This is a genomic window from Embleya sp. NPDC059237, assembly GCF_042754105.1.
Lineage (GTDB): Bacteria > Actinomycetota > Actinomycetes > Streptomycetales > Streptomycetaceae > Embleya.
Genome location: NZ_JBHZAE010000002.1, coordinates 698,045 through 714,528, shown reverse-complemented (window position 1 = coordinate 714,528; position 16,484 = coordinate 698,045). Strand labels below are relative to the sequence as shown.

The 16,484-nt window shown below is 72.1% G+C and carries 19 protein-coding genes; 5 read left to right on the top strand and 14 right to left on the bottom strand.

All coding sequences use genetic code 11. The features are described from left to right. Positions 1-94: 94 nt before the first annotated feature. The 6 genes from ACFXKZ_RS09915 to ACFXKZ_RS09890 form a co-directional block, all read right to left on the bottom strand. On the bottom strand, positions 95-1,096 hold the full coding sequence (locus ACFXKZ_RS09915; RefSeq protein WP_379998398.1) for a proline racemase family protein: 1,002 nt from the start codon (positions 1,094-1,096) through the stop codon (positions 95-97). After that, entirely contained in the window at positions 1,096-2,037 is a 942-nt protein-coding gene (locus ACFXKZ_RS09910; protein WP_379998396.1) for a dihydrodipicolinate synthase family protein, read from the bottom strand. Before ACFXKZ_RS09910 ends, ACFXKZ_RS09915 begins: the two co-directional genes overlap by 1 nt. Further along, positions 2,034-3,410 (bottom strand): FAD-dependent oxidoreductase, encoded by a 1,377-nt coding sequence (locus ACFXKZ_RS09905; protein ID WP_379998395.1) that lies wholly within the window; start codon positions 3,408-3,410, stop codon positions 2,034-2,036. The genes ACFXKZ_RS09910 and ACFXKZ_RS09905 overlap by 4 nt, the downstream gene beginning before the upstream one ends. After that, a complete protein-coding gene (locus ACFXKZ_RS09900; RefSeq protein ID WP_379998393.1) occupies positions 3,407-3,694 on the bottom strand; it encodes a (2Fe-2S)-binding protein in 288 nt (95 codons plus the stop codon). Before ACFXKZ_RS09900 ends, ACFXKZ_RS09905 begins: the two co-directional genes overlap by 4 nt. Beyond that, positions 3,691-4,839, bottom strand: coding sequence for an NAD(P)/FAD-dependent oxidoreductase (locus tag ACFXKZ_RS09895; RefSeq protein WP_379998391.1), 1,149 nt, complete (start codon positions 4,837-4,839; stop codon positions 3,691-3,693). Before ACFXKZ_RS09895 ends, ACFXKZ_RS09900 begins: the two co-directional genes overlap by 4 nt. A gap of 137 nt (positions 4,840-4,976) precedes the next feature. Next, entirely contained in the window at positions 4,977-6,005 is a 1,029-nt protein-coding gene (locus ACFXKZ_RS09890) for a glycerophosphodiester phosphodiesterase (RefSeq protein ID WP_379998389.1), read from the bottom strand. 141 nt (positions 6,006-6,146) lie between these two features. On the opposite strand from ACFXKZ_RS09890, the gene ACFXKZ_RS09885 reads away from it, so the two are divergent. Beyond that, positions 6,147-6,317: a hypothetical protein gene (locus ACFXKZ_RS09885; RefSeq protein WP_379998387.1), complete on the top strand. Its 171-nt coding sequence runs from the start codon at positions 6,147-6,149 to the stop codon at positions 6,315-6,317. Between the two features lie 183 nt (positions 6,318-6,500). Here the strand turns inward: ACFXKZ_RS09885 and ACFXKZ_RS09880 are convergent, their stop codons facing one another. Then, the gene (locus ACFXKZ_RS09880; RefSeq protein ID WP_379998385.1) at positions 6,501-7,280 is read right to left on the bottom strand and encodes an SDR family NAD(P)-dependent oxidoreductase; all 780 of its coding nucleotides are present in this window, start codon (positions 7,278-7,280) and stop codon (positions 6,501-6,503) included. Positions 7,281-7,535: 255 nt separating this feature from the next. On the opposite strand from ACFXKZ_RS09880, the gene ACFXKZ_RS09875 reads away from it, so the two are divergent. Next, positions 7,536-8,807, top strand: coding sequence for a TetR/AcrR family transcriptional regulator (locus tag ACFXKZ_RS09875; RefSeq protein WP_379998383.1), 1,272 nt, complete (start codon positions 7,536-7,538; stop codon positions 8,805-8,807). Positions 8,808-8,828: 21 nt separating this feature from the next. Here ACFXKZ_RS09875 and ACFXKZ_RS09870 read toward each other — a convergent pair whose 3' ends face one another. Next, positions 8,829-9,632, bottom strand: a complete 804-nt coding sequence (locus tag ACFXKZ_RS09870; RefSeq protein WP_379998381.1) for an IclR family transcriptional regulator — start codon at positions 9,630-9,632, stop codon at positions 8,829-8,831. A 129-nt stretch (positions 9,633-9,761) separates the two neighbouring features. Between ACFXKZ_RS09870 and aceB the strand changes: the two genes are divergently transcribed. From aceB to ACFXKZ_RS09855, 3 genes are all read left to right on the top strand, one after another. Further along, a complete protein-coding gene (gene aceB, locus ACFXKZ_RS09865; protein WP_379998379.1) occupies positions 9,762-11,381 on the top strand; it encodes a malate synthase A in 1,620 nt (539 codons plus the stop codon). A gap of 139 nt (positions 11,382-11,520) precedes the next feature. After that, positions 11,521-11,910, top strand: coding sequence for a gamma-glutamylcyclotransferase (locus ACFXKZ_RS09860; protein WP_379998377.1), 390 nt, complete (start codon positions 11,521-11,523; stop codon positions 11,908-11,910). A gap of 84 nt (positions 11,911-11,994) precedes the next feature. Continuing rightward, positions 11,995-12,342: a hypothetical protein gene (locus ACFXKZ_RS09855; RefSeq protein WP_379998375.1), complete on the top strand. Its 348-nt coding sequence runs from the start codon at positions 11,995-11,997 to the stop codon at positions 12,340-12,342. Between the two features lie 21 nt (positions 12,343-12,363). Here ACFXKZ_RS09855 and ACFXKZ_RS09850 read toward each other — a convergent pair whose 3' ends face one another. The 6 genes from ACFXKZ_RS09850 to ACFXKZ_RS09825 all read right to left on the bottom strand — a co-directional run bounded on the left by ACFXKZ_RS09850 (position 12,364) and on the right by ACFXKZ_RS09825 (position 16,344). Beyond that, the gene (locus ACFXKZ_RS09850; RefSeq protein WP_379998373.1) at positions 12,364-13,779 is read right to left on the bottom strand and encodes an 8-oxoguanine deaminase; all 1,416 of its coding nucleotides are present in this window, start codon (positions 13,777-13,779) and stop codon (positions 12,364-12,366) included. 34 nt (positions 13,780-13,813) lie between these two features. Then, entirely contained in the window at positions 13,814-14,728 is a 915-nt protein-coding gene (gene pucL / locus ACFXKZ_RS09845; protein ID WP_379998371.1) for a factor-independent urate hydroxylase, read from the bottom strand. Between the two features lie 4 nt (positions 14,729-14,732). Further along, positions 14,733-15,074 carry a hydroxyisourate hydrolase gene (gene uraH, locus ACFXKZ_RS09840; protein ID WP_379998369.1) on the bottom strand — a complete coding sequence of 114 codons (342 nt, stop codon included), beginning with the start codon at positions 15,072-15,074 and terminating at the stop codon, positions 14,733-14,735. Then, on the bottom strand, positions 15,071-15,568 hold the full coding sequence (gene uraD, locus ACFXKZ_RS09835; protein WP_379998367.1) for a 2-oxo-4-hydroxy-4-carboxy-5-ureidoimidazoline decarboxylase: 498 nt from the start codon (positions 15,566-15,568) through the stop codon (positions 15,071-15,073). The genes uraH and uraD overlap by 4 nt, the downstream gene beginning before the upstream one ends. A gap of 159 nt (positions 15,569-15,727) precedes the next feature. Next, entirely contained in the window at positions 15,728-16,090 is a 363-nt protein-coding gene (locus ACFXKZ_RS09830) for a helix-turn-helix domain-containing protein (RefSeq protein ID WP_379998365.1), read from the bottom strand. Continuing rightward, positions 16,087-16,344, bottom strand: a complete 258-nt coding sequence (locus ACFXKZ_RS09825; RefSeq protein WP_379998363.1) for a thiamine-binding protein — start codon at positions 16,342-16,344, stop codon at positions 16,087-16,089. The genes ACFXKZ_RS09830 and ACFXKZ_RS09825 overlap by 4 nt, the downstream gene beginning before the upstream one ends. Between the last annotated feature and the right edge of the window lie 140 nt (positions 16,345-16,484).

The following is a 16,484-nucleotide window of genomic DNA, read 5'->3' as shown; positions in this document are numbered from 1 at the left end:
GTCAGTCACCGCTGGGGCGGGATCGCGACTCCGCGTGTGGAAGATCACCGAGGGTGAGCAAGGAACCGGGCGGAACCGCCCGCCCGGCCGCCCCTCAGAGCCGGAACCCCGCCGGGAACGGGTCCTCCGGGTCGAGCAGATACTGCGCGGTCGCGGTGACCCACGCCCGCCCGGTGATCTCCGGCACCACCGCCGCCCGCCCGCCGACCTCCGCCTCGGCGACGATCCGACCGCGAAAGCGCGTCCCGATGAACGACTCGTTGACGAACGTCTGACCCACCGTCAACTCGCCCCGCGCCGCCAACTGCGCGATCCGCGCGCTGGTTCCGGTGCCGCACGGCGAACGGTCGAACCAACCGGGGTGGATCGCCATCGCGTTGCGCGACAGCGCCGCGTCCGAGCCCGGAGCGAGGAACTGCACGTGGTGGCAGCCCGCGAACTCCGGATGCTCCGGATGCACCGGCCTGGCCTGCTCGTTGATCGCCGCCATGATGGCGAGGCCGGTCTCCAGGATGCGGGTGCCCTCGGCCCGGTCGAACGGCAGGCCGACCTTCTCGATCGGCAGGATCGCGTAGAAGTTGCCGCCGTACGCCATGTCGTAGGTGACCGCGCCGAGCCCCGGCACGTCCACCGTCGCGTCCAACTCGTGGGCGTACGCGGGCACATTGCGCAAGGTCACCGAGCGGGCGGCGCCGTCGCGGACCTCGACCTGGGCGACCACGAGCCCGGCCGGGGTGTCCAGGCGGACCGTGGTCACCGGCTCGACCACCTCGACCATGCCGGTCTCGACCAGGACGGTGGCCACCCCGATGGTGCCGTGTCCGCACATCGGCAGACAGCCCGACACCTCGATGAACAACACGCCGTAGTCGGCGTCCGGCCGGGTCGGCGGTTGCAGGATCGCCCCGCTCATCGCCCCGTGCCCGCGCGGTTCGTACATCAACAGCGTGCGAATGTGGTCCAGTTCGGCCATGAAGTGGCTGCGCCGCTCGGCCATCGTGGCGCCGGGGATCACCCCGATGCCGCCGGTGATCACCCGGGTGGGCATGCCCTCCGTGTGCGAGTCGACCGCGTGGTAGACGTGTCGGGAACGCATCAGTTCAATCCCTCCGCGAGCGCCTTCTCGGTGGATTCCCGGACGAAGGCTTCCTGTTCGGGCGACAGCGGCAGCCGTGGCGCGCGGCACGGCCCGCCGCGCAGGCCCGCCAGATCCATCGACAACTTGATCGACTGCACGAACTCGGTGCGCGCGTCCAGCCGCAGCAGCGGGTGCAGCAGGCGGTACAGCGGCAATGCCGCGCGCGGGTCGCCGTGCACGGCCGCGCGGTACAACTCCACGCTCGCGCGCGGGAAGACGTTGGCGTAGCCTGCGATCCAGCCCACCGCGCCGGCCAGCCCGAACTCCAGGGTGACGTCGTCGCTGCCGATCAACACATCGAGTCCCGGGGCGAGTTCGGCCACCTCGTAGGCCCGGCGCACGTCCCCGGTGAACTCCTTGACGCCGACCACGAGACCCTCCTCGTACAGGTCCGCGAGCAACCGGGGGGTCAGATCGACCTTCGTGTCGAACGGGTTGTTGTAGGCCACGATCGGCAGCCCCGCCCGGGCCACCGTGCGGTAGTGGTCCATCACCGTACGGGTGTCCGCACGATAGGAGTTCGGCGGCAGCAGCATCACCGCATGAGCGCCCGCCTCGGCCGCCTGCTCGGTCCAGCGCAGTGACTCGGCCGCGCCGTACGCCGCCACGCCCGGGAGCACCCGGTCGCCGCCCACCGCATCGACCGCGACCCGCACCACGCGGGCGCGCTCCTCCGGGGTGAGCGATTGGTACTCGCCCAGCGAGCCGTTCGGACAAACCCCGTCGCAGCCCGAGTCCACGAGCCACCGCACGTGTTCGGCGTACGCGTCGAAGTCCACCGACAGGTCTTCGCGCAGCGGCAGGGCGGTGGCCACCACGACGCCGTGCCACGGCTTGCGGTCGGCGCCGTCCTGCGGGGCGGAGCGCTCCGGGGCGGGAAGGTGCGGGCTTGTGCTCATGAGGCTCCTTGGGCGAGATCTCCGAGACGGATGGGGACAGCGATCGGACGGGTGGGCGCGGGCGCGGCGATCGGCCGGCCCAACACGTCGGAGAGCACGCACGCGGTGGCCTCGGCGCACATACGGCCCTGACACCAGCCCATGCCCGCGCGGGTGAGCAGCTTGATCGAGCGCACGTCGTCCGCGCCCTGCCGCGCCGCGTCCGCGATCCGACCGCGCGGCACCTCCTCGCAGCGGCAGATCGGGGTGTCCTCGTCGGACCACGACGGCCAGCCCGACCGGATCGGGTACAGCGCGCGCAGCCCGCCGGCGAAGCGGGTGAGCCGGGCCCGCCGGCGCAGCAGCGCCTTCGGCGGTGTCCGGCCGGCGACGGCGTAGGCGGCCAACTCGCCCTCGACCTCGGACAGTTGGGCGCCGCCGATGCCGGTGCTCTCGCCGGCGGCGTACAACCCGGGCAGGTCGGTGGCCTGGCGGGTGTCGACCGCGACGAAGCCGTCGGGGGTGCTCGCGCAGCCGAGTTGGCCGGCGAGTTCGAGTTGCGGGGTGAAGCCGTAGCCGACCGCGAGGGTGTCGCAGGCCAGTTCGCTTTCCGTCCCGGGCCGCACCCGCCAGTCGGCGTCGAGCCGGGCCACGGTGACCGAACCCAGTACGCCCGCGTCGCCGTGCGCGGCGACCACGGCCCGGCCGGTGCGGTACGGGATGCGCCGCCGTGCCAACGCGGCGGCATATCCCGCGGCCTCGACCACCCGTGCCGGGCTGTGTGGGGCGAGCGCGGCGGCTCGCGGTGTGGGGCGCGAGGCCTCGACCACCGCGAGCACCCGCACACCCGCGTCGGCGAGCCCGACGGCGACGGGCAGCAGGAACGGACCGGTACCGGCCACCACCGCCCGCCGCCCGGGCGCGACGCCGTTGCCCTTGAGCAGGGCCTGCGCGCCGCCGGCGGTGAACACCCCGGGCAGATCCCAGCCGGGGAAGGGCAGTTGCCGGTCGTAGGCGCCGGTGGCCAGGAGCAGCCGACGGCCGCGCACGGTCACCGCGACGCCGTCGCGCTCGCCTGCCACGGCGTGCACGGTGAAGTGGTCGTCGCCGCGTTCGACCGCCCAGACCCGGTGTTCGGCCAAGTGCTCGACGGTGTGCAGGCGCGCGAGCGGTGCCCACGCGGGCGGCCGGCCCGCACGGTGTCGGTAATACTGGCCGCCCGCCCGGGCGTTGGTGTCCAGGACGGCGACGCGCAGGCCGAAGCCGGCGGCGGTGACGGCGGCGGCGAGCCCGGCCGGCCCGGCGCCGACGACGACGAGGTCATGGAGAGTGTCGCGGCCACCCGAGTCGGGGCCCTTCTCGTGGTTCATTCCCTGGCCCATCTCGTCGCTCATGACGTGCTCACCTCGTCATCGGGGCGCGCGGTCACCAGGCAGGCCCGCAGTGACGGCGTGCCGTCCACCGTGACCAGACAGTCGAAGCACACCCCGATGCCGCAGAACAGGCCGCGCGGCTTGCCCGCGAACCGGGTGGTGCGCCAGGACCGGATCCCCGCGGCGAGCATCGCGGCGCCGACCGTCTGGCCGGGCTCGACCGGGATGCGGCGGCCGTCCACGGTCAGGTGGAAGCCGGCGTCGCCGGGTCGATCGAGGGGGGCGGGGCCGGTTTCGTCGGTCACGCGGCTACCTCCGCGAAGCGGGTCGGGGCGAACGGGGCGAGGTCGACGTCGGGGCGCTCCCCGGTCAGCGTGCGGGCGATCAGCAGGCCGGTGGCGGGTGCCAGACCCACGCCGGCGCCCTCGTGGCCGCACGCGTGCAGCAGGCCGGGCGCGCGCGGATCCGGGCCGACGACCGGCAGGTGGTCCGGACAGTACGGCCGAAAGCCCCGATAGGCGCGCAGCACCGAGGCGCCGGCCAGGACCGGGAACAGTTCGATCGCCTGCGCGGCCAGTCGGCGCAACACCGGCACCGGGAACGAGGGGTCGAAGTCCACCCGCTCCCGACTGGCGCCGATCAGGACGGTCCCGGCCGGGGTGCCCTCGATCACCGGCGACGAGGCGAGGTCCGCCTCGTCGCCGGCCACGTCCCCGGCATAGGCCGCCGCGTACACCTTGTGTCGCACGATCGGCGGCAGCGGCTCGGTGACCAGCACGAAGCCCCGGCGCGGCAGGATCGGCAGGGCGATCCCGGCCAGCGCGGCCACCTCGCCGGACCAGGTGCCGGCGGCGTTGACCACCGCGCCGGCGGCCAGGTCGCCGTGTGAGGTCCGCACGCCCACCACCCGCTCGTTAGCCCCGCGCAGGAAGCCGGTGACGCTCACCCCGGTGTGCAGCCGGATGCCGTCGGCGCGCAACATCGAGGCGGCGGCCAGGGCCGGCTGTACCTGGGCGTCCTGCGGATAGTGGGTGCCGGCCACGACGGCGCGCGACAGGTGCGGCTCGTAGTCGGGCAGGCGCGCGGCGTCCACCGCGTGCGCGGTGACCTCGCAGGCGCGCTGGGCCGCCGCCGTCGCCGCCATCGCGGCGGCCTCGGCCCCGGTCCGGGCGACGATCAGGCCGCCCTTGGGCTCGTATTCGAAGTCGTCGCGGCGTTCCGCGAGTTCGGCCCACAGGCGGAGCGAGAGCAGGGCCAGCGCGAGTTCCGGGCCGGGCTCCTTGTCCGAGACGAGGAGGTTTCCCTCACCCGCGCCGGTGGTCCCGCCCGCGACCGGACCCCGGTCGAGCACGGTGACGGACAGGCCCGCGCGCGCGGCGAAGTGGGCGCACGCGGCACCCACCACGCCCGCGCCGATGACGACGACATCACTGGGACGGAGTTGGCTCACGTCAGTAAAATGTCACATTGCCCTTACGAGGTAAAGGGTTTGTCGACGCGGTTCCGTGGACAGGACGGCCCGCGACCCGTCCGAAAGCGGGTTTCGGGTCGGTCGCGGGCCGTTCACGGGCCGTTCGTCGGCTCGGCTCAGTGGCGGGCGCCCTTCCCGGGGGTGTGCTGCCCGTTCCACGCGACCAGGTCGGCGCTGCGGTTGGTGATGATCCCGTCCACCCCCGCGTCGTTCAGCTTCGACCACTCGTTCGGGTCGTCGGGGGTCCACGCGAACACCGCGACGCCGGCCGCGTGCAGTCGGCGGACCAGGTCGGGATGTTTGGCGACCAGGTAGTAGGAGGGGTTGTACGAGGTCAGCCGCAATTCCCGGGCCAGTGCCACCGGATCCGCCTCGTCCTCGTCGCCCAGCAGGCCGAGCGGCAGGTCGGGGGCGAGATCGCGGGTGATCCGCAACGACTCCCGATCGAAGCTCTGTACGAACACCCGGTCCGACATGCCGCTGTGGCGCACCTCGTCGACGATGCGGGCGATCTCCTCCCGGGTCTGCGGGTTCTTGATCTCCAGGAGCAGCCGCCCGCCCCGGGAGCGCAGATCCGCGAGTTGCCCGCGCAGGGTCATCACCTTCGTGCCGGCGAACTCCGGCCGAAACCACTTCCCGGCATCCAGAGCGGCCAACTGGGCCGAGGTCAGATCGCGAATGCGCCCGTGTCCGTCGGTGGTTCGATCCACCGTCTCGTCGTGCATGATGTGCGGCACGCCGTCCCGGCTCGGCTGCACGTCGTTCTCGATCCAGTCCGCACCCGAACGCCGGGCCGCCTCGTCGGAGGGCAGCGTGTTCTCCGGGGCCAGCGTCGGCGCGCCGCGGTGCGCGAACACGGTCACCCGGGCGCCGGCGGATCGCATGTACCGGCGACCGTCGATCACCGAGGAGCCGTTCGGGGCGCCGGCGCCGGCCGAGGACGGGCGCATCGCGGCAGGCTGGGGCGGCTCGGTGGTCGTCGATACGCCGCCGGCGGACGCCGTCTTGCCGTCCTTGTGCATCCAGGCGGGCTCGGCGCACTGGACGGTGCCGACGGCGATGCCGACTATGGCGAGCGCGACGCCGATCCGCCGCACGGGGTATCCCCGGCGGCGGTGCCGGCGTTGGGGTGGATCGATGGGCATCCCGGCATCGTAGAAGGTACGTCGAGCTGCCATTCGAATCCCCCCTGGATGACGGCGTGTGATGCTCGACATGCGTACCGTCACGAACGGTGTGAGAGTGGTCGATGACCGCCCAACGGCTCTCTCCAGGAGGAAACGGTCATGGCCAAGCAGAAGCAGAAGCCGCATCTGAAGAACAAGAACCCGCTGCTCGCCGACACCGGGCGCAACGAGTCCGCCCCGGCGCAGCCGACCGAGGCGATCGACACGCTCGAAGCCCCCAAGGCCGCCCGGCGCGGCAAGAGCGAGCGACCCAAGGGCCGTCGTCGCTGACCGTCCGGTCGCTCCGGGGCGACGGTCCCGGAGTGTCGACCCGAAGACTTCGCGGATACCCGGGGGAGGGGCGTGACGGACACACCGCCCCGCCCGGACGCACCCGAGGACCCCGCCGACCACCCGTCGGCGGGGTCTTCGGTGTCCCACCCGGAGCGTGGGCGCCGCGACCGCGGGCAGGCGCTAACCGCGCGTGGGTCCGTACACCCGACCGGTCCGGGTGGACACGCTGCCGAACAGGGCGCGCGGGGTGAGCCGGGCCAGGGCGACCACCGCCTTGTAGCGCAGGTCCGGCACGCTGACCGACTTGCCCAGCGCCAGGTCCCGGATCGCCGCGGCGACCACCCGATCGGCGTCCAGCCACATCCAGTTGGGGATGTTGGACGTGCCCATCCCGGCCCGCAGGTGGAACTCGGTCCGCACGAAGCCCGGGCACAGCGCCATCAACCGCACACCGCTGCCCGCGAGTTCCTTGGCCGCGCCCTCGGTGAAGCTCACCACCCACGCCTTGCTCGCGCCGTACGTGCCGCGCGGCAGGAAGGCGGCGACGGAGGCCACGTTCACCACCCAGCCGCGCCCGCGCTCGCGCATCGCCTCGCACGCGGCGGCGGTCAGCCGCAGCACCGCCTCGCAGTGCACCTTGAGCATGCGCAACTCCTCCGCGGTGGAGATGGCGAGGAAGCCGCCGCTGCTGCCGAACCCGGCGTTGTTGACCAGTACGTCCACCGGCGCCTCGCGGTCGGCCAGACGTGCCTCGACGGCGGCGATCCCCTCGTCCAGCGACAGGTCGGCGGCCAGCACCTGCACCGACACGCCGTGCTCCTCCCGCAGTTCGCGGGCGCATTCGGTCAACCGTTCGCGGTCGCGCGCGACCAGGACGAGGTCGTGCCCCTCGTGGGCGAGGCGCCGGGCGAACGCGGCGCCGAGCCCTGCGGTGGCACCGGTGATCAGTGAGGTCGTCATGCCTCCGCAGCCTAGGGCGTGTCTTCAAACCCCCGTCGGGCTCCGCGGCGTGAGCGCAGCGAGGAGCCCGAAGGGCGGATGCCGTGCATCGGCGTGTCGAAGAAGCAGGTGCATAGTGGTTCTATTCGCCTGTTTCTCCGGGGCGGCGAGGTGCGGTGCCGGGCGTCGTGGAGCTCGGCGGGGGTTTGAAGACACGCCCTAGTGATCGCGACCGGTGGCCCGGTCCTGTCCATCGGGGCGGGGCAGGTTCGGCGCGTGGCCGCCGCGGGCGGCGGCCGGCTGGAACAATGGCGCGCGGGGGCGGATCCCGGAGGGAAGTACGCGATGGCGGCTGCGGTGCGCAAGGTCGGCGGACTCGTGCCGCCCGCCCGGGGGACCCGGCCGCGCAATCGACGCGAACTGATCCTGGCCGCGGCGGCCGACCTGTTCTACCGCCGGGGCTACGCCGACGTGGCGATGAGCGACATCGCCGAGGCGGTGGGCATGGGCCCCTCCGCCCTGTACCGGCACTTCCGCAGCAAACAGCACCTGCTCCTGCAGGTGGTGCTCGACGGGATCGCGCCGGTGCGCGACGCGCTGGCCCGCAGCGCCGTGGACGACCCGGACACCGTGCTGCGCGCGGTGGTCGCGGCCACCCTCGACCACCGCGAGGTGGGCGTGTTGTGGCAGCGCGAGGGCCGGTTGTTGCCGCCGGCGGAACGCGCCGAGGTACGCCGCGAGGTGCGCGCGGTCACCGCCGTGGTCACCGCGCTGATCCGCAAGGCCCGCCCGCGACTGTCCGCCGGGCAGGGCGAGGTGCTGGCCCGCAGCGGCCTCGGGGTGCTGCTCAGCCCGTCCTTCCACCGGATCGACCTGCCCCGTCCGGAGTACGTCCGCCTCCTGGTGGACCTGTGTCGGGCGGCGGTCACCGCGGAACCGGTGGCACTGGGGCCGATCGCCGAGGCCCCGGCGCCGGCCGGGATCGGGCTGCGTTCGCGGCGCGAGGCGCTGCTCGGCGCGGCGGTGCGGATGTTCGCCGAGCAGGGCTACGCCGGAGTGGCCATCGAGGACATCGGCGCCGCCGCCGGGATCGCCGGCCCCAGTGTGTACAACCACTTCGAGAGCAAGGCCGACCTGCTGTGCGCCGCGGTCACCCGGGGCCTGGAGTGGCTTTTGCTGGACATGACGCGCGCGCTCGCGGGCGCCGACGACGCCGAGACGGCACTGCGCGTACTGCTGCGGTCGTATGTGCGCTTCTCCCTCGACCGCAACGATCTGGTGCAGTTGTTGGTCGCGGAGGTTTCGCACCTGCCGACGCAGGCGCGGCATCGGGCCCGGCAGGCGCGGGTGGACTACCTCATGGAGTGGAACCGGTTGTTGTGCGCGGTCCGGCCGCAGTACGGCGCCGCCGAGGCGCGGATCCGGGTGCACGCGGCGCTGAGCGCGATCAACGACGTGGCCCGGGTGCGGCATCTGCGCGACACCGACGGCGTGGCGCCGACCCTGGCGGTGGTGGCCGGCGCCGTGCTCGGCCTGACGCCGGCCTGACCCCGCTCGGCGGGTGGTGGCTCAGTCGGCGGCCAGGGGCTCCGGGAGCGGATCGGTGCCGCCGAGGCGTTGGCCCAGGCGGACGGCGATCTCCTGCATCCGGCTGGTCATCCAGCCCTCCTCCATCGCCCGGATGCGCGCCTCGGGGCCGGAGATGGACAGCGCGGTAGCGGTCGGCGCGCCCGGTACCACCACCGCCACGCAGCGCACGCCGAGTTCCTGCTCCTGGTCGTCGATCGCGTAACCACGGGCCCGGATCGTCGGGAACTGGGCCAGCAGCTCGGCGGGATCGGTGACCGTGTGCTCGGTGTGCGAGGCCAGCGGGCGAGCGCCGAGTACCCGTGCCGCGTCGGCCTCGGGCAGTTGGGCGAGCAGCACCTTGCCCACCGCCGTGCAGTGCGGTTGCACCCGGCGGCCGACCTCGGTGAACATTCGCATCGAGTGCCGGCTGGGCACCTGGCCGACGTAGACCACCTCGCCCGCCTCCAGGACTGCGAGGTTGGCGGTCTCGCCGGTGGCCTCCATCAGCTCGGCCAGATACGGCCGGGCCCAGCTGCCGAGCAGCCGGCCCGCGGTCTCGCCCAGCCGGATGAGCCGCGGGCCCAGGGTGTAGCGGCGCGACGCGTCCTGGCGCAGATAACCCGACGACACGAGGGTGCGTACCAGGCGGTGGATCGTGGGCATGGGCAATCCCGAACGCGCGGCGAGTTCGCTGAGCGTCAGCACCCCGCCGGCGTCGGCGAGCAGTTCGAGGAGGTCGAACGCGCGTTCCAGGGACTGGACACCGCCGCCCGTGCCGTTGCTGCCTGCGTTGACTGCGGCCACCGACGATCCTCCACACGACTCGGTTCGACGGGATTCGTCGAGACTGAGTTCAACATGTTGTTGAACTTCCGTTTGCCGGAAACTAATGTCCACTCTACAAAAGAACGTCGACGGCGAAGGAGAGCCACCATGAGTGCACCGACCATCGTGGTCAAGCACGGCGGCGCGACCGGCGGCTCCGTGCCGCGGGCGGACGAAGTGCTCGGCCCCGAGGCGCTGCGCTTCGTGGCCGCCTTGCAGCGCCGGTTCGGCGGTCGCCGCCTCGAACTGCTCGACCGGCGACGGGCCCGACGCGCGGAGATCGCCCGCACCGGCAGGCTCGACTTCCTCCCGGAGACCGCCGACGTGCGTGCCGCCGACTGGCGCGTAGCCGAGGCGCCGCCCGCGCTGCGTGATCGCCGGGTCGAGATCACCGGACCGGCCGACCGCAAGATGACGATCAACGCGCTCAACTCCGGGGCCCGGATCTGGCTCGCCGACTTCGAGGACGCCTCCGCGCCCACCTGGCACAACGTGGTGGCACACCAGCTCAACCTGATCGACGCCTACGACCGGCGGATCGACTTCTCCACCGCCGAGGGCAAGAGCTACCGGCTGCGCCCGGACGACGAACTGGCCACCGTGGTGATGCGTCCGCGCGGATGGCACCTGGACGAGCGGCACATCCTGGTCGACGGCGCGCCGGCGTCCGGCGCGCTGGTCGACTTCGGGCTGTACTTCTTCCACAACGCGGCCCGGCTGCTCGACCGGGGCCTGGGACCGTACTTCTACCTGCCCAAGATCGAGAGCCGGCTCGAAGCCCGCTTGTGGAACGACGTGTTCCTGCACGCGCAGGACCTGCTCGACATCCCGCGCGGCACGATCCGGGCCACCGTGCTGATCGAGACGGTGACCGCCGCGTTCGAGATGGACGAGATCCTGTACGAACTGCGCGAGCACGCCTCGGGGCTGAACGCCGGCCGGTGGGACTACCTGTTCAGCATCGTGAAGAACTTCCGGGACGCGGGCGAGGCGTTCGTGCTCCCCGACCGCAACGCGGTCACCATGACCGCACCGTTCATGCGCGCGTACACCGAACTGCTCGTGCGCACCTGCCACCGGCGCGGCGCGCACGCCATCGGCGGGATGGCGGCGGTGATCCCCTCCCGCCGGGACGCGGCGGCCAACGCGGCCGCGCTGGCCAAGGTGCGCGACGACAAGGATCGTGAGGCCGCGGACGGCTTCGACGGGTCGTGGGTGGCCCACCCGGACCTGGTCCCGGTGTGCCGCGAGGCGTTCGACGCGGTGCTCGGCGATCGGCCGAACCAGCTCGAACGTACCCGCGACGAGGTCGAGGTGACGGCGGATCAGCTGCTCGACGTGGCCTCCGCCCAGGGCTCGCCGACCGGCGCCGGACTGCACGGCGCGGTCGGTGTGGGCCTGCGCTACCTGGAGGCGTGGCTGCGCGGATACGGCGCGGTCGCCGTGTTCGGCCTGATGGAGGACGTCGCCACCGCCGAGATCTCCCGCTCCCAGGTGTGGCAGTGGATCAACAACGGCGTGGTGCTCTCGGACACCGGCGAGAAGGTCACCGCGGACCTGGTCCGCCGCCTGGTGGTCGAGGAACTGGGCGCGCTGCGCGAGGACTTGGGCGATGAGAACTTCGACGCGGGCCGCTGGACGGACGCGCGCGAGCTGTTCCTGCGGGTCGCGCTCGCCGAGGAGTTCGTCGACTTCCTCACCCTGCCGGGATGCGAACTCCTCGACTGAGTCGAGCCGTTGGTCCATCCCCCACATGCGCGGAACGGCCGGGTCCATCCCGGCGGTCGTGGGGCGCGTCCGATCGGACGGGCCCGGCCGTTCCGCACCCTCCCCCCACACCCCTGCCGATTCGAACAGGAGACAGCCGATGGCCCGCATGTTCCTCAATGGTCAGGCGATGGAGGGTGGCCCGTTCCACCACCACCTGGAGGGCGCGCCGCTCGTCGCCCGGACGCGCACCGCTCCCGGATACCGCTTCTTCTCGATCGGCGACCGCTGCCCGGGACTGCTGCCCGACCCGACGAGCGAGGCGCGGATCGCGGGCGAGGTGTACGAGGTCCCCGACGAGGTGTTGCGGGACAACCTGCTGCCGACCGAACCGCCGGAGTTGGAGTTCGGGATCATCAAGCTGGAGGACGGCTCGGCCTGCTTCTCGATGATCCTGCGCCGCGGCGAGTCGGAGTCCGGCCGGCACAAGGAGATCACCGAGTTCGGCGGGTGGCGGGCGTACCTGCGCAGGCTCGGGCGCGAGGCGTAGCCGCCGGCGTGGGGTGTTCCGCCGGCCCGAGCGCGGGCGCGACGTGTGGGCGAAACGCCGCGCCGGCGCCCATATGATCACGGTATGACTGCCGAGAACGCCGCCCTGGCCGCCGTCCTGGAGGACCCCGACGGGGAGATCGACCCCGCCGACCTGCTCGCTGCGATCGTGGCCGGCGGGGTGGTGGTGGCGATCGACGACACCGAGTCGGTGGTGTTCATCCACGGGCAGGACGGCAAGCCGTGGTTGGCGGCCTTCGTCGACGCGGCCACCTGCGCCCGGGACGTCCCGCATGCCCGGCCCTACGTGTGCGACGCGGCCCGGCTGGTGGACATCGCCGGGCGGACCGGGGTGCGGACCATGACGGTGGCCTCCGCGACGCAGTGCGCGACGGTACCGCTGGCCCTGGTGGCCAAGGCGGCCCGGGACTGACCTCCCGTCCGCCGCACGGCGCTACTTCGCGCGCAGTCGGGCCGCCGCTCGGCTCACGTTGCGGGCGATCTCCTCCTCGTCCACCCGGGACAGGTGCCCCTGCTCGACCACCTCGCGGCCGTTCACGAGCAGCAGGGTCAGCGGGGCGGCGGCGCCCAGGACCAGCGCGGCCACCGGGTCGGCGATGCCCGAGTGCAGCACGTCGTCCACCCGCCACATGGCCAGGTCGGCGAGCTTGCCAGGTTCCAGGGAGCCGATCTCGTGCTCCCGGCCGAGCACCTTCGCGCCGCCCGCGGTGCCCAGGCGCAGCGCCTGACGGGCCGTCAACGCGCCCGGGCCGCCGCGCAGTCGGGCGATCAGCAGCGCATTGCGCAGCTCGGTACCCAATTCCCCCGACTCGTTGGAGGCGGCGCCGTCCACGCCGAGGCCCACCGGGACGCCGGCGGCCAGCATGTCCGGCACCCGGGCGATGCCCGCCGCGATCCGGGCGTTGGAGGAGGGGCAGTGCGCCACGCCGGTGCCGGTGGCGGCGAACTTGGCGATGTCCGAGTCGTCCATGTGGATGCAGTGCGCCATCCACACGTCCTCGCCCAACCAGCCCAGGCTCTCCAGGTAGTCGGTCGGCCCCATGCCGAATCGTTCCCGGCAAAACGCCTCCTCCTCCACCGTCTCCGCGCCGTGGGTGTGCAGCCGGACCCCCTTGGAGCGGGCCAACTCGGCAGCTCCGCGCAGCAGTTCGGGGGTCACGGAGAAGGGCGAGCAGGGTGCGGCGGTGACCCGGACCATCGCGTCGAAGGAGGCGTCGTGCCAGCGGTCGATCGCCTCGGCGGTCGCGGCGAGCGCCGCGTCGGTGTCCTCGACGCACGCGTCCGGCGGCAGTCCCCCCTGCGACGTGCCCAGGTCCATCGATCCCCGGGTGGGTTGGAACCGCATGCCCAACTCGGCCAGTGCGCGGATCTCCGCGCCCAGGATGTCGCCGCCGTCCTTGGGGAAGACGTAGGCGTGGTCGGTGGAGGTGGTACAGCCCGAACGCAGCAGCGCGGCGGCCGAACCCTGCGCCGCGGCGTGGCACATCTCGTCGTCGATCCCGGCCCAGACGGGGTAGAGCGTGACGAGCCAGTCGAAGAGGTTGCACTCCTGCGCGAGGCCGCGCGTGATCCATTGGTAGAAGTGGTGGTGGGTGTTGACCAGGCCCGGGGTGACCAGGTGCCCGGTCCCGTCGATCCGGCGCACGACCCGTTCCAGGCCGGCGGGGGCGGGCCCGGCGCCGACCGCCTCGATGCGGTTGCCGGCGACCACGACGTGGCCGGAGTCGTATTCCGTGTCCCCGGCGTCGACGGTGGCGATCGCGCAGTTCTCGATCACGATGCGCCCGGGGGCGGTGGTGTCGCCGGTGACGGCGGAGGCGGTGGAGCCGGTGGAGTTGTCAACAGACATCGGCGGTCCCTTTGCGGCAGCGGTGTCGGTGGGTTCAGTCCACCGGGATCAGTGGTGTGACACCCTCGCGGTGCACCGTGCCCTCGATCAGACCGTAGGGTCGATCGGCGGCGTAGTACACCTCCTTGTCGTTCTTGATGCCCATCTGCTCCATGTCGACCAGGAAGTGGTGCTTGTTCGGCAGCGACAGGCGGACCTCGTCCACCTCGTGCCGATGGGTCAATACCCGGTCCGCCATCGCGTACAGGCTCTGCTGGAGCGAGTAGGAGTAGGTCTCGGCGAACGCTTCCAGCAGATGCCGGCGCACCTGCGTGTACGAGCGTTCCCAGTCCGGTTCGCTCGCGCCGGCGGAGGCGTCGAAGGAGAACCGCCAGCGGGCGCTGACCTCGGTGGCCAGGATGCGGTCGTACGCCTCCTGGAGGGTGGTGTAGCGGTCCTTGATGTAGCCCCGGAATTCGGAGGCGGTCGTGTTCATCACGACCAGGTCCTTCAGCCCGCAGATCACCCGCGCCCGTTCGTGCTCCCAGACGATCTCGGTGGTGCGGGTCTCGCTCGCGTCGCGGACGAACGAGTGGCGGATCTCGTCCGCGCCGACGAATCGATCGCGCCCCGGGGCCGAGGTGATCCGGTTCCACGGGTATTCCTCGATCCGGATCCGGGCCCGGGTGATCGACGGCTGCGATTCGACGAAGTGCCGGGCCAGCCGTATCCCGTAGGCCTCGATGGAGTCGACGCCGTGTTCGCGGGCGAAGGCGAACACGGTGTTCTTCATGGTGTCCGTCGGCAGCACCTTGTCGTTGCCGCCGGTCAAGTGGGTGTCGGCCAGGTCGCCCGACAGCGCGACGCCGACGTTGAGGTCCTTGACCTCGTGCCGCTCGGTGTCGCGGCGGACCCGGACGACGCGGGTCTCCGCCTTCCCATACTGGTTCTGCCCGAGCACCATCGGCATGTCGTCAGCTCCCTCGATAAACGGAGTATCCGTACGGGTTGAGCAAGAGCGGTACGTGGTAGTGCGTTTCGGGATCGGCGGTGAAGACCACCCGGACCTCCGGGAAGAACGGCGTCTCGCCACGGGCGCGCCGGTAGGCGCCGACGTCGAAGACCAGGCGCACGTCGACGGGGCCGGCGGCCGGGTCGACGCCGAGCGCCGGCAGGTCCGGGCAGCGGCCGTCGGCGTTCGTCGCGGACGTGCCGAGCACGATCCAGGTGCCGTCGGCGGTGCGTCGGGACAGCTCGACGGGGACGTCGGGGGCCGGGCGGCCCTCGCTGGTGTCGAGGATGTGGGTGGAGATCACGCGCGGATCAGCCCTTCCAGGCGCAGGCGGTTGATCTTCCGCAACTCCTCACGGGTGACCTCCCACTCGGTCGTCGGGTCGTTGTCGAGTCGGTGGCGCAGTTCGGCCAGGATCTCCACGGCGCCGCGCCCGCTCGCGCAGGTCAGGAAGACCCGACCGAACCGGTCTCGGTACGCGATGTTCCCGGCCCGCAGTTCGGCCGACAGTGTGTCGTCCGCCTGCTGTACGCCCGCCTGTTCGCGGGTCGACCGTGGATCGTCGTGCCGGGGGCGCCCGATCACGGCGTGTCCGTCGATCGCCTCCAGCAGATCGTCGGTGGTGAGAGCGGCGGTCGCCGCGTCGGAGCCGGCGAACAATGCGTCCGGGTCCGCGTAGGGGCGTCCGGCCAGCACCGCCGCGATCCAGGCGCGACTGGCGCATACCTCCCCGAGCAGTCGGATCCCCTCGTCGGTGGACGCGTCGTCGAGCCGTTTCAGCCCTGGGGTCGATGGCATGTCGAGACCTCCTCGCTCCGCGGGTACTCCCGTCCAGAGGTGAGCACCACGCCCGAGCGAGTACCCGGCGTCGGCACTGGCCGGAACGCTAGGCGTTGCGAATCCCGATCGTCAACAGTTTGTTGAAGTGCATCGTCGGAGCGATCGTGCGGCCTCGGATCAGGGGCGCGCGTCGCGGTTCAGGTAGTTGTAGACGGTGAAGCGGCTCACCCCGAGGGCCGCGGCCACCGTCTCGACGCCGTGCCGGATGGTGAACGCGCCGCGTTGTTCGAGGGTGCGGACCACCCGCTGCTTGTCCTCGCGGCCGAGGTCGGCCAGCGGGCCGTATTGGCGTTCGGCCTCGCCGAGGAGGCGGTCCAGAGCGCTGCCGAGGCCGGGCAGGCGTACGGCGACGGCGGGGTGGCCCTCCCAGTCGAGCACGACGTCCTCGGGGCCGGCGTCGCCGACCGGGACGAATTCGGCGCCGATCGCGGTCACCAAGGGCTTGATCGCGGCGGACAGGGGATGTTCGGCGGTGCTCACGCCCGGCCTCCCGGCGTCTGCGGCATGGTCGTCACCTGGATCGAGATGCGGGACGCGCCGACCCCGAACGCGCCTCGGCACACCCGGTCCAGTGCCGCGAGCACCACCGCGGCATCGCCCTCGGCGGTCGTGCCGAACGGGCCGACCTCCACGTCGAGACCCGCCTCGTCGAGCACGCGTCGGGCCTCCAGGGCATGGGCCGGCACGCCGTCCAGATCGAACGGCTCGGTCGAGAACTCCATCCGCAATCGCACGCCCGAACCCTAACCGGCCGATCCCCGGCAGGCCAGGTTGCCGCGCACCACCCTTGACAAACTGTTGAAGCCGCATGGCATGATTTCGGTGATCAGAATATTACTTCCGCATTATGGAATCAACGTGGAAGAGGTGATCC